We start from the raw sequence: 13,065 nt of genomic DNA on the forward strand, positions 1-13,065 counted from the left end.
ATTTCTGGCATTTATTTTTTATAATGGCAAGTCAGATTTTCGGATTTTAAAATTGTGGGTTTAACATCAAAGTAGAATGTGAATAAAGCCAATGGTGTTGTTTTAGGGTGATCTAAACTGATTTGATACCTTGTTAGGTATACCCTCTAAGCTAATCAGCATTTAAGTTGCATAAAGCCAGGGCTAAAGCCCTTACTACAAGCGAATCAGTCTGGAAAAATGAATGACGATTAGCTTATGAATTTTCCCTAAAACTAAATAGATGTAGAGACGTTGCATACAACGTCTCTACATTAGGCTTTTATTTACGAATCAACGCTAAATTCGCTCAGATAATACCCCTTGTTCCCAATCTTGTTTAAATTGCTGAAGTCTGTAATACATCTCTTGAGTGAGACTTTCTACTTTATGGTCGCTACTCAAAATAGGATGTACAGTTTTTGTGATATTTAACAATTGTGATGCAGATTCTTTTTGTCTGAACCAATCACGAGCTAGTCTTAAAGGGGATAGAATATCTATTTTTTGTCGGGGATGATGTAACCGATCTATATATGATGGCTTATATTCCACATCAATTGATTGACACCAATCTTGCCATTTAGAAAGTAAAACGGTAGAGTGCGAAACCACAGGAATCCAAGGTATCCGAAAAGCATCGGCGATGATAGCACCGTGCATGGCTTCTGCAAGTATGACTTCGCTTTGGCTAATACAAGACAAAACTTTTTCTCTTGGCCAGTGTGGGTCAATATATCCAAATCCCAGTCTCTCGCAAACTAAACGCCAACCTTCTCCAGCCGTTTTGAGATGTGGTATGTAAGAGTATTTATACGATTTTTTAATGTTGTCGTAATTATAGATTTTTCTGATTAAAATCGCCCCATCTGTGAGGGCAAATTGACTATCAATACCTAATGTTTTAGCTGATAGCGGCCCACGCACACAATAGATTTTATAAGAATCATCTAATTGGAGTGTTCCCTGCCCGTAGCCTACCCCTGCACCAAATACTACACGCAATCGAGCATTATTTGTCCTCTGTGACAATCTATCATTGAGGAGAGTACCTATACCTATAAAAGCTGAACTTTCATCATTATCTAATACTCCTGGAATCAACTCATCCCACAGCCAGTTGTTTAGTTGATCACCGAAGTTATTTTCTTGATAATAAAACAGTTTCATAGGTTTTCTTGGTAATTATGTTAATAGCTGATGGCAAATAACAAATATAGCCAGAAGATGAATAGAAATTAACCATTTCATCTTTTGGCTATGATTTGGATATTCTAAGATAAGGAATCTAAATCTAGAGATTGCATTCCTTGTTCTTTTGCAAAAACCAGCATACTTCCCAATTGCAACCAAACTAATAAACAAGTAAGCAGACTCATAGGTAAACCAATTCCCAATGCCAAAAGCTGAGGAAATCCAAATATTTCTAACCCTGAAGAGAGAAATAAACAAACTCCTACAGTAATGCCCAGAAAAGGTACAGATAAGCTTTGCTTAAATGCCGAATTAGTTGGGGAGTTTTCTGTACTATTAATTTGCCATTTCTGAACAATTACCTTTAAAGTGCCAGATAAAGCTAGACCAGAAGTGACAGACATAAATAAGCCGAAAAGCAGCAGAAAATAGGGTGGTTGTAATGAGTAATAGTACATGAAAACTACCGGTAGATATTAAAAAATGAATGGTCTAATTAAAACACTAAAAACCGTTGATGTTCAAATTTGATTGGCTGATTTGGGGTCAATCAAGAAGGCTAAATTGGTAGCTTTCGGTAGAATAGCTGCTACTCCTTCTCTGGAGAAATTTGTTAATAACCCAATTGCCACATTGAAAAGCCGATCAGGTTGCAGGTCATCTTTGACTAATGACCACAGACGTTGCACTTCTTCGGTATGCAGACGATCATCTTCTGTCAAGGCTAAGACTAACTGGCGACGGAGGAATTTACCTTCATCAGATAGGAGATATTGCAAACCCATTTGTGCTGTCGGTAAGACATCAAAATTGCTATCGGTACGCGCGATCGCAATTAAGTTTTCTAGCCGTTGCCACTGGAATTTCCCATCTCTAAACAGCACATTCAACAATCGCCGTCTGAGTTCTGGTGATTCTCCTGTGAGTAATCGTCTAGCCACATAAGGATAACTCACCTCCACAATTTTGAAATTGCGATTCAAACTGAGGGCGATGCCTTCCTGTGTCACCAGAGAACGGATAATCAAGGCAAATTTCGCCGGGACGCGAAACGGATATTCATACATCAGTTCCGAAAACTCATCGGTGATGGTTTTAAAGTTAAAGTCCCCGACGTTTCTCCCAATAGCGTTACCCAACACTTTCTCTAAAGCTGGGACGATGGGACAAATATTAGTCTCTGGAGTCAAAAAACCCAGTTTGACAAAATCTGTTGCTAGATCGTTGTAGTCTTGATTGACTAGATGCACAACTGCATCCACAAGGGTTTCCTTGGTGGTTTCTTCTAGCTGATCCATCATGCCAAAGTCAATGTAAGCCATGCGACCATCAGGCATAGCAAACAAATTCCCTGGGTGGGGGTCGGCGTGAAAGAATCCGTATTCTAGTAACTGTTGTAGTCCTGATGTTACCCCGATGCGGATAATAGCTTCTGGATCTAAGCCTGCTTCCCGAATTTTGGCTGTATCCGTCAATTTAAAGCCGTTAATCCACTCCAAGGTTAAAACCCGGCTGCTGGTGTGTCGCCAATAAATAGTGGGGACTTTGACTTGCGGATCATTGCGGAAATTGTGAGCAAATTTTTCCGCGTTGCGTCCTTCATTGAGATAATCGATTTCTTCAAATAACTTAGTACCGAACTCGTCCACAATCAAGGTGAGATCATGACCAAGATTTAAAGGTAGCCAGGGAGCTAGCCAAGCAGCCAACCAGCGCATTAAGTGTAGGTCAAGGGTGAGAGTGGGGCGGAGGTTGGGACGCTGTACCTTGACGGCGACTTCTTCACCACTGTGTAAACGCCCTTTGTAGACTTGACCCAAACTAGCCGCAGCTACGGGAGTGGGAGAAAGTTCGCTGAAGATTTCAGAAATGGGCTTACCTAATTCAGTGGTGATAATGCGATGCGCGATCGCATTATCAAACGCTGGGAGTTTATCTTGTAGTTTGATCAGTTCGTCTAAGAAATCTTTGCGAATTAGATCAGGACGGGTGGAAAGAGCTTGACCAACTTTAATAAATGTTGGGCCGAGTTTCGTGAGCAATTCTCTTAACTGAGTCGCACGTTTTTCTCGGTTTTGTTCGACCTGATTTTGCCATTCATCCCATTTCAAACCGAAAATAAATGTGGCAAAAGACCAACCGATTTTGAATAAACGACCCCAAACTAACCAAGGACGGTAGCGATAGTAACGAGCGATTGTGTCTGGACTGTAGCGTTTTAGCTGACCAGGTTGATACTGACCCACGCCTTTTTTTGCCTCTTCTACTACTACGGGAAAATGAAAATTTAATCTTTTCTTCAGATTTTCAGTTATTCAATAACTGAATCATAAGTAATTTTTGATACACATAAAAATACAATGACACAATAACAATTAGCCAACAACTTTGACTTTGCTAAGTTATTTGTATCTTTACTCTTAATTATACTTTATAAAAGTACAGATAATTTCTGTTCGTTGTGATTCATCCGCAATAAATGGGAATTGTATAATCAAAGACTTTGTTCCCTTGATGTAGTGATTACGGACTAGTTTTCATGAAATTAATTACAATCTTCACTAATCGCCGATGGCGGTTACGTATCTTTGCGGTGGCTACGAGTTTAATAGCTACCCTGTTACTTACGCAAGTTGTCACACCCTCACAAACTCTGACGCGAGATAAATATCTGTGGCCATTTGCCCCCACTTCCATTTGGAATATGCCCATCGGCTCAGGCGCACGCTACAAACCTGCATATATTCAAAAGGCGTATTGGGCAGGTGCAGACACCATTCATCTATACAAACTCAAAGGGAGTGATCCTTTGCGTCCCGTGTACGCCCCTGGGAGTTGGGAAGTGAGATGTTCAGGAACAAGAAAAACCACTATTTCCGTTTTGCCTGTTCCCGATAGTTTAATAGTCCCTGATACCGTTGATACATCCACACCTAACAACAGCTCCGCCTTTTTGATGCCGGATGGTAGAACCATACAACAACTCAATCCCTTGGCACGTTGTCAAAAAAGCGGGCCAATATACGGTTATGCTCACAGTACACCCATTGATATTTATGGTAACGGTATTACCGGTTCACACGGTGGCTCTGGTCTTTCTGCCATTGGTGGCACAATTCGTAAAGGCGAATTAACTGGCAGTCAACCAATTCGGCACGCTTTGAAAGTTTTGTTAGATAGTAAAAAATACTACTACTATTCTCAGTCTATTCCTGGATATCGATGGCCGGCAGACCGAGCAGATCAGGTAGCCCCCACAGACTATAAAGGGAGAAACCCAGCTTTAGTGATGGGGTCTTTACTAGCAATCCCATCTTGGGTGACAGAAGCCAGCTTAAACTTGCAAACCCCAGGCGCGAAAAAACTATTTTATGCCCTGCAAAATTACGGTGCATACGTAGTTGATAACGCTGGATGGGATTGCCACTACATAGCGATAGAAAAAGGTGTCAATGAAGAGTTTGAACAGACCTATGGTTACAGCATGGTAGGCAAAGATGGGCGATTTTATGAAGATTTTATGCGCCTATTTCAAGCACTGTACATTGTGGATAACAACAGCCCCACTAGTATAGGTGGCGGCGGGGTTCGACGCGTGGCTTTAGCCCCACCGATTGGGAACTAACTAAATTCAAAATTCAAAATTCAAAATTCAAAATTGAAGAATGACTGGGGATTGGGGATTGGGAATGGGGCATTGGAATTGAGTCTGCAAGTCTTACCCCTATACCCTTACACCCCTACACCCCCTTAATTTTGAGCCTTCGCCTCTAAACTTTCCAGGCGGCTTTTGAGTTCTTGGTTTTGTTGTTTGAGTTGGTCTAGTTCTTCGCGTAGGTTCTTTAAGGCGGCTTCTGTGCCGATATTTTGCTGGACTGTGGCTAGTTCTTCTTCTGCATAACGCCGCACCCGTCCGTCTGGTGTTTGTTCGGCAAGCGATCGCAAAACGCCGATGGCTTTGGGTGTTTCCATTTGCCCCAAGGCGGTAACGACTGCCATTTGGGTTAAAAAGAAGGTTTCTTTGGCAAGTTCCGCTAATCTATCCACCAGTCTTTCTAAATTAACTGGGTTTTGACCGACTGAAATTTTGCCTAATGCGCGAATTGCTGCCAGCCTTAATGGTTGGGATACGCCGAGTTTGGTGTATTCCAACAGTAAATCTAGGGCGGCTTCGGAGGTTTTGAGTTCCGCTAAACCCCACACTGCACCACTGCGGACAACTTCATTCCAACCTGCTCTTTCTTCTAAAACAGATTGTAATAACTTAATGACTTTTTCTTCTTTGGGTTTGTCTTCTAAGTTAGCAGCAGATATCGCGCCTAAACTCCGGCAAGCTGTGGCTTCTACGTAGTAACTCTTGTCACCATGTTTCACCACTTTTTTAACAGCTTTGTAACTAGTGTGAGTTTTAATCTGTGCTAAAGCTTCTAATACAGCACGCCGCACATTGGCATTCTCATCTTCTAAGCCCGTCACTAAATAATCAAAGGTTTGGTCTAATTTAATCTCTGCCAATTGTTTGGCAACTTCCACCCTTACACCCCAAAATGGTTCATTTTTCAAAGCTGCACCCAAGGCTTTCACCCCTTCTAGTCCGCCTTTTTTCGCTAAAGCTGTGGCTGCATGAATGCGGGAAATGGGGTCAGGGTCGGATGTTAACTGTGCTTTTAACTCTGGTACGGGATATTCCAACACCACGGTTTTGAGGAAATTATTGCCCACATCGAAGCTGACGAAATCTGGTTTATTCGCCAGTGGAAAGTAGAAACTTTGCTCCCGTTGATTGACTCTGATGGACACAGTTTGGACTTGTGCAGATTCCCCTTGGGTGTAACCAAAACCTACAGGAATTTTTAAATCAAATAGGTATTTACTATTGTTCTTATCGGCGGGGACTTGGGTTTGAGTCACGGTTAATTTAGCCAACTTGGCCTCACCATCCCAACTGTAAGCGACTTTAAAATCAGGATGACCGCCACGATATACATACTGGTCAAACAGAAAAGCCAGATTGCGTCCGGTGGCTTTTTCAATGGCGCGTAGCAAGTCAATAGTTTCAACGGTTTGGTGGGCGTTATCTTGGACAAAAGTCTGGACAGCTTGCCAAAATAATTCATCGCCCAACTCAGCCCGAATCATGTGATAAACACAAGACCCTTTTTCGTAGGTGTGGCGATCGTACAGTTCGATCGCTTCTCGGTAAACATGAGTTACTATTGGTCTGCGGTAGCGTCCACTATCTTCACTCAAATAACTCCGCGCTTCTGATAGGCGATAATAGGCTGCTTCCTCTTTGCCATACTCCTGTTCAGTCCACATGACTTCCGAGTAGCAAGCCATCCCTTCCTTAATCCAAGCATGAGACCAATGTTTAATCACGAGTAAATCCCCGAACCATTGGTGTGCAAGTTCGTGAACTACTAAACTTTCGGTGTTGCGGTTATCTAAAGCTGCTCTTTCATCGAGTAAACAACGGTCTGTTAATAGGGTAGCGGAAGTATTTTCCATCCCCCCAAAGATAAAATCACTCACACAAACTTGGGCATATTTGGGGAAAGGATAGAGATAGCCATATTTTTGGCTTAAAAACTCGATCATCTGGGGAGTTTTGCCCATACTGCGACGAGCATCATCCTTGCGTCCCTTCTCTACGTAGTAGGTGACTGGTTTACCTTGCCATTCCTCTTGAATGACGGCAAAATCACCGATAGCTAAGGTCATCAAGTAAGTGGGGTGAACCTGTTGCTGTAACCAATGGAAAACTTTATACTCCCCGTCTTCTGTAGTGTTAATTAATTCCCCGTTAGAAATTGCCACTAACGGTTTAGGGACACGCACACGAATTTCCGAAGTAGAAAGTTGTCCTGGGTAGTCGAAACAGGGAAACCAAAAACGAGAGTCTTCGTCTTCTCCCTGTGTCCAGACTTGCAGGGGTTTTTTGGGGTAGTGGCTATCTGGTTGGACAAAGTAGATACCACGCTGGGGTTTTTCTACAGAATAGGCGATCGCAATTAATAAGCGTTGACCGACTTGGGTAGGCTGTGACAACTCAATAGTTAGCTGTTCACCGTCGTATTCAAATTTCTGTTCTGCCTCATCCACCTTGACCGCTTGAATCTGCAAATTTACCGCATCCAGAGTTAAACGGTCTATACCATTGCGAATTGGCGATAAGCGAATGCTGCAATGACCTTGGTAACTTTGGTTAGGGATATCTAAATTCAGGTCAAGAAAAATATGTTCTACCTGCCCTGGACGGTCTGGATTGTAGTGTGGTCTGGCCCCTGGCAGTTCAAAAGATTTGTATCCATTATTTTCGCTGTCAAAAGAATAAGAGTGTGGCATAGATTTAAAAAACCTTAGTTAAAGAGTCATTAGTCAATAGTTATTAGTCATTAGTCATTAGTCATTAGTCATTAGTCATTAACATTTTTTTCCTTGTCTCCCTTGTCTCCCTTGTCTCCCTTGTCTCCCTTGTCTCCCATTTCCTATTCCCCAATCCCCAGTCCCCAATCCCCAGTCCCCAATCCCCAATCCCCAATCCCCAATCCCCAACCCCCAGTAAAAATACTTGTAATCATTAATCTAGATTAGGATAGCTTGCGATTTTTCACCAAGCTATTTTTTTGTGATTTACAATAGGGCGTTTGCGGATTCGTACTGTGTTTCTGTGAAGTATTTTTTGAGGGATGGGCTACTGTTAGTGCGTAAGTGACTTATTCTAACTAGTACACACCGCAAAATCACTAATTATAAATAATAATTCCGAGAAGTTAACAGTGACGTTTCTATTCACCTCAGTAACAATTTGGGGAAAAGAGGATTACTAAAATGCCTGAAAATAAATCAAAGTTTTTAATTCCTGTGGTTGGTGCGGTTGTAGTCGTGGTGGGGAGTGTCGCCGCGTATATGTATTTGCGGGGGCCTGCTGGAGACGGTGCAGGGGCTTTAAGCAGTGCTAAACTTGTACCTTCATCGGCATTGATGGCTACTTACATTAGCACTGATCCCAAGTCTTGGGCAAAGTTACAGCAATTCGGCACTCCTGAAGCGCAAAAGTTAGTTACTCAGGGTTTAGAAGATTTTAATAAGAATGTCTTGACTAGCAATGATATTTCTTATGAAAAAGATATTCAGCCTTGGGTGGGTGGTTTAATGATTGCGGTGTTACCACCACAACAGACTCAATCTAACCCTTCCGGTATTCAGCGACAACCAGAACCACAAGTGCTGATGATAGCAGGCATTAGAGATAAACTCAGTGCTTTAAATTTTGCTAACAAATTAAAAGGGCAAAAAGGGGTTAAAACTAAAGAATCTGACTATAAAGGTGAAAAAATTATCGAAACTAGCACTGAAAACAACAGTTCACCAACATATAGTGCAGTTTTAAATAATAGCTATGTGGTATTTTCTCCCCAACGACCAGTAGTAGAAAAAGCTATTGATACCTATAAAGGTCAGCCTTCATTTATTACTAAAGATGGTGCTAATTTAGTTTTTAATAAAGGTGTAGATGTCCAAAATTCTTTAGCACAAATTTATATTCCTGATTATGCGGGGATGATTCAGCAAATTGCCGCTACTAGCCCCTCTGGCACAGCTTTAACCCCACAAACCATTAAACAACTACAACAAGTTAAATCGATGGTGGCGGCTGTAGGTGTAGATAATGAAGGGGTAAGATTCAAAGCGATCGCTAATTTAGACCCCACTAAGAACAAGTTTCAATATCAAAATTCACCCGCCAAAATTGTCGGACAATTTCCCACAGAGACTTTTGCTTTAATTACCGGACAAGGTATCAGTCAAACTTGGAAAACCATCGTTGAACAGTCAAACGAATATCCAGAATTTAAGCAAGGTTTAGAACAAACCCGTTCTCAGCTAAAAACAGCCAATTTCGACCTAGATAAAGATATCTTTGGCTGGATGGATGGCGAATTTGCCTTGGGTGCAGTTCCCTCCGATAAAGATATATTAGCTAGTGTTGGTTTTGGTGGTGCTATGGTATTTGATACCAGCGATCGCCAAACCGCAGCCGCCACCCTCGCTAAACTGGATAACCTAGCCAAAACTCAAAGCATCACCGTTGCTACCAAAAACGTCAATGGTAAAGACATTACAGAATGGCAAATTCCCCAACAAGGTGCTTTATTTGCCCACGGTTGGTTAGACCAAGATACAGTATTTTTAGCTGTGGGAGGCCCAGTAGCGGAAGCATTGGTCAATAAAAATCAAACCCTGGAAAATAGCGAAAGTTTTAAAACTATTACTAGTTCCTTACAAAAACCCAACGGCGGCTACTTTTACTTAGATATGGACAAAACCATGTCTATAGTTAATCGTTTTGCTGCCCAATCTCAACAACCCATACCCCCTGAAGCTAACGCCATCCTTAGTTCTATTCGCGGCATAGGTGTAACTGCCGTAAGTCCCGATCAATCAACTAGTCAAATAGAGATGTTGTTAGCACTTAAACCAAGTAAGTAGTGAGGGACTGGGGACTGGGGACTGGGGACTGGGTAAGAAATTCCACCTTGTCTACCTTGTCTACCTTGTCTCCCCTGCCCCCCTGCCCCCTGTCCCCTGACAGGTGTAGGTATTTTACAAACGTGGCTGAAATGGGGTTTTTCCGTTAGTTGAAAACTCAAATTTTAGTCTTTGATTTTTTACCTAAGAACGAAATTTCGTTATTTGAACCACGCTTAGAACTCTGTCTGAGAGTGTCCACTCATACCCACATCAAAAACCTACACCTGTCAGCCCCCTGCCTCACTGCCACATCTTCCAGAATGATGAGTGACGGGGTACCCAAACCTGATAGATTAAGCTATCAGCGAGTAAAAACTGGTGAAAATGAAAGTCCTAGTTATTGGTGGCGATGGGTATTGCGGTTGGGCAACCGCACTGTATCTTTCCAATCGCGGTTATGAAGTTGGAATATTAGATAGTTTGGTGCGACGGCATTGGGATAACGAACTGGGTTTGGAAACCCTCACGCCGATCGCACCGATTCAGCAACGCCTCCAACGCTGGCAAGATTTGACTGGCAAATCCATTGACTTGTTCGTTGGCGACATTAATAATTACGAATTTCTTCAGAAAGCGTTGCGTAAGTTTGCCCCGGATGCGATCGTGCATTTTGGTGAACAACGTTCTGCACCGTTTTCCATGATTGACCGAGAACACGCAGTTCTGACTCAGGTCAATAACGTGGTGGGAACGTTGAACCTACTTTACGCCATGAAAGAGGATTTCCCTGACTGTCACTTAGTCAAGTTGGGAACAATGGGTGAATACGGTACACCCAACATTGACATTGAGGAAGGTTACATCACCATTGAACACAATGGGCGTAAAGATACCCTACCTTATCCCAAACAGCCAGGCTCAATGTATCACTTAAGCAAAGTGCATGATAGCCACAATATACATTTTGCTTGCCGGATTTGGGGATTGAGGGCAACCGATTTAAACCAAGGTGTGGTTTATGGTGTCCTCACGGAAGAAACAGGAATGGATGAGTTGTTAATTAACCGTCTCGATTATGATGGCGTGTTTGGGACAGCCTTGAACCGTTTCTGTATTCAAGCAGCGATTGGTCATCCCTTGACTGTTTATGGTAAAGGTGGACAAACTCGCGGCTTTTTGGATATTCGAGACACAGTGCGCTGTATCGAAATTGCGATCGCCAATCCTGCACAACCTGGCGAATTCCGTGTCTTTAACCAATTTACCGAACTATTCAGCGTCGGTGATTTGGCGTTAATGGTGAAGAAAGCCGGTAATGCTTTGGGACTAAATGTCGAAATCAGTAACTTAGATAATCCCAGGGTTGAGAAAGAAGAACATTATTTCAACGCTAAAAACACTAAATTGCTGGATTTAGGTTTGCAGCCTCATTATCTCTCTGATTCTCTGCTGGATTCGCTGCTGAACTTTGCGGTAAAATACCAACAACGCGTTGATAAAAAGCAAATTTTACCGAAAGTTTCTTGGCATAGAAATTAGGCTAACTGTGCGGCTAATTACAGAATCCTATGTAAATCAAATCAGTAAATGGCCGAAAACTGGTCGTCATATCATAGCTCAGTATGACGACCAGACAGTTGTTGTCTATCAAGCTTATCGTCCGGCGATCGCTAACTTTGCCCTGACTCATGGCTACTTTGGCGGCGAGTTTCAGCTTAATCGCATGAGTTGGATTAAAACGAACTTTCTGTGGATGATGTACCGTTCTGGATGGGCTGCAAAACCCGGACAGGAGGTAGTATTAGCTATCTGGCTAAAACGTACGGCTTTTGAAGAAATACTGAGCAAAGTTGTGCATTCTAGCTTCATCCCAGAACTGTACACCACCCAAGAAGCTTGGCAAACAGCTCTCAAGCATTCCCAAGTGCGTCTGCAATGGGACCCTGATCATCACCCATCTGGGGCTAAATTAGAAAGACGGGCGATACAGTTGGGACTGCGAGGAGAAATTTTAGCCGCCTATGCTCAAGATTGGATTGTCAACATTGAAGATATTTCTGAATTTGTCCGACAGCAGCGACGAAACATTAATTCTGACTGTACAGAATTGATTACGCCACGGGAGTCGGTTTACTCTGTTGTAGATACCAAAATTCAACAGACGCTAGAATTATCCGCCTGGACTGAATAATTTCCTATGAGAATTGCCTTATTCACCGAAACCTTTTTACCCAAGGTTGACGGCATTGTGACACGCCTACGTCACACCGTTGATCACCTACAACGTCAAGGAAATCAAGTTCTAGTAGTTGCGCCAGAGGGTGGAATTACTGAACATAAAGGAGCGCAAGTTTACGGTGTCAGTGGCTTTCCTTTGCCTTTGTATCCAGAGTTGAAAATGGCATTACCGCGTCCAGCCATCGGTTACACTCTAGAACAGTTCCGCCCAGATATTATTCATGTTGTCAATCCGGCTGTCTTGGGTTTATCAGGGATTTTTTACAGTAAAGTCCTGAAAATTCCCTTAGTTGCGTCTTATCATACCCATTTACCCCAATACCTGCAACATTACGGTTTAGGAATGTTAGAAGGATTACTTTGGGAACTGTTGAAAGGGGCGCACAATCAAGCCGTTTTAAATTTATGTACTTCTACTGCCATGATGACAGAACTTTCATCACATGGCATCGAAAGAGTAGATTTATGGCAGAGGGGAGTAGATACGGAATTATTTCACCCTGACTTAGCCAGTTTAGAAATGCGCGATCGCCTCAGCCAAAATCACCCAGAAAGCCCCTTATTATTGTATGTAGGTCGTCTTTCTGCCGAAAAAGAAATTGAGCGCATTAAACCCATATTAGAAGCCATTCCCCAAGCCAGATTAGCCCTAGTCGGAGATGGCCCCCATCGCCAAGCTTTAGAAAAACACTTTGCAGGAACAAATACTAATTTCGTCGGCTATCTCATGGGACGCGAATTAGGTTCAGCCTTTGCCAGTGCAGATGCTTTTATCTTCCCTTCCCGCACCGAGACACTAGGTTTAGTATTACTAGAAGCCATGGCCGCAGGTTGTCCCGTCGTCGCAGCACGTTCTGGCGGTATTCCCGACATCGTGACAGATGGTGTCAACGGATATTTGTTTGATCCCAAAGCCGACATTCAAGATGCTATTGACGCAACTGTTAAGCTATTAGAGAACAAACAAGAACGCGAAATCATCCGACAAAACGCCCGTCGAGAAGCAGAAAAATGGGGATGGTCTGCTGCTACACAACAACTACAAGATTATTATCAAAAAATCCTGTATGGCAAGACGACAGGGAATAGGTTACAGGTTACGGGAATTAGGGAATAGGGAATAGGGACTGGGGACTGGGG

At 42.7% G+C, this 13,065-nt stretch carries 9 protein-coding genes; 5 read left to right on the forward strand and 4 right to left on the reverse strand.

The window, feature by feature from the left end; all coding sequences use genetic code 11:
- Window positions 1-318: 318 nt before the first annotated feature.
- The 3 genes from ACQFX9_RS03470 to ACQFX9_RS03480 form a co-directional block, all read right to left on the reverse strand.
- Window positions 319-1,188 (reverse strand): polysaccharide pyruvyl transferase family protein, encoded by an 870-nt coding sequence (locus ACQFX9_RS03470; RefSeq protein WP_427160720.1) that lies wholly within the window; start codon window positions 1,186-1,188, stop codon window positions 319-321.
- Window positions 1,189-1,292: 104 nt separating this feature from the next.
- Window positions 1,293-1,670, reverse strand: coding sequence for a hypothetical protein (locus ACQFX9_RS03475; protein ID WP_427160721.1), 378 nt, complete (start codon window positions 1,668-1,670; stop codon window positions 1,293-1,295).
- A 63-nt stretch (window positions 1,671-1,733) separates the two neighbouring features.
- Complete coding sequence (locus ACQFX9_RS03480) at window positions 1,734-3,458, reverse strand: ABC1 kinase family protein (protein ID WP_427160722.1); 1,725 nt, start codon at window positions 3,456-3,458, stop codon at window positions 1,734-1,736.
- Window positions 3,459-3,751: 293 nt separating this feature from the next.
- Here ACQFX9_RS03480 and ACQFX9_RS03485 point away from each other — a divergent pair, with 293 nt between their 5' ends.
- Window positions 3,752-4,837, forward strand: a complete 1,086-nt coding sequence (locus ACQFX9_RS03485) for a hypothetical protein (RefSeq protein WP_427160723.1) — start codon at window positions 3,752-3,754, stop codon at window positions 4,835-4,837.
- 125 nt (window positions 4,838-4,962) lie between these two features.
- Here ACQFX9_RS03485 and ACQFX9_RS03490 read toward each other — a convergent pair whose 3' ends face one another.
- Window positions 4,963-7,557 carry a M1 family aminopeptidase gene (locus ACQFX9_RS03490; RefSeq protein ID WP_427160724.1) on the reverse strand — a complete coding sequence of 865 codons (2,595 nt, stop codon included), beginning with the start codon at window positions 7,555-7,557 and terminating at the stop codon, window positions 4,963-4,965.
- Between the two features lie 486 nt (window positions 7,558-8,043).
- On the opposite strand from ACQFX9_RS03490, the gene ACQFX9_RS03495 reads away from it, so the two are divergent.
- The 4 genes from ACQFX9_RS03495 (at window position 8,044) to ACQFX9_RS03510 (ending at window position 13,042) form a co-directional block, all read left to right on the forward strand.
- On the forward strand, window positions 8,044-9,705 hold the full coding sequence (locus tag ACQFX9_RS03495; protein ID WP_427160725.1) for a DUF3352 domain-containing protein: 1,662 nt from the start codon (window positions 8,044-8,046) through the stop codon (window positions 9,703-9,705).
- A 366-nt stretch (window positions 9,706-10,071) separates the two neighbouring features.
- Window positions 10,072-11,226, forward strand: coding sequence for an NAD-dependent epimerase/dehydratase family protein (locus ACQFX9_RS03500; protein ID WP_427162784.1), 1,155 nt, complete (start codon window positions 10,072-10,074; stop codon window positions 11,224-11,226).
- A 7-nt stretch (window positions 11,227-11,233) separates the two neighbouring features.
- A complete protein-coding gene (locus ACQFX9_RS03505) occupies window positions 11,234-11,878 on the forward strand; it encodes a DUF4291 domain-containing protein (protein ID WP_427160726.1) in 645 nt (214 codons plus the stop codon).
- Between the two features lie 6 nt (window positions 11,879-11,884).
- Window positions 11,885-13,042, forward strand: a complete 1,158-nt coding sequence (locus ACQFX9_RS03510) for a glycosyltransferase family 4 protein (protein WP_427160727.1) — start codon at window positions 11,885-11,887, stop codon at window positions 13,040-13,042.
- Window positions 13,043-13,065: the final 23 nt, after the last annotated feature.

The organism is Aliinostoc sp. HNIBRCY26 (assembly GCF_050235535.1).
Lineage (GTDB): Bacteria > Cyanobacteriota > Cyanobacteriia > Cyanobacteriales > Nostocaceae > Trichormus.

Coding starts and splice junctions, on each gene's coding strand:
- ACQFX9_RS03510 (WP_427160727.1), top strand. CDS start 11,885: ATGAGAATTGCCTTATTCACCGAAACCTTTTTACCCAAGGTTGACGGC.
- ACQFX9_RS03490 (WP_427160724.1), bottom strand. CDS start 7,557: ATGCCACACTCTTATTCTTTTGACAGCGAAAATAATGGATACAAATCT.
- ACQFX9_RS03470 (WP_427160720.1), bottom strand. CDS start 1,188: ATGAAACTGTTTTATTATCAAGAAAATAACTTCGGTGATCAACTAAAC.
- ACQFX9_RS03495 (WP_427160725.1), top strand. CDS start 8,044: ATGCCTGAAAATAAATCAAAGTTTTTAATTCCTGTGGTTGGTGCGGTT.
- ACQFX9_RS03475 (WP_427160721.1), bottom strand. CDS start 1,670: ATGTACTATTACTCATTACAACCACCCTATTTTCTGCTGCTTTTCGGC.
- ACQFX9_RS03485 (WP_427160723.1), top strand. CDS start 3,752: ATGAAATTAATTACAATCTTCACTAATCGCCGATGGCGGTTACGTATC.
- ACQFX9_RS03500 (WP_427162784.1), top strand. CDS start 10,072: ATGAAAGTCCTAGTTATTGGTGGCGATGGGTATTGCGGTTGGGCAACC.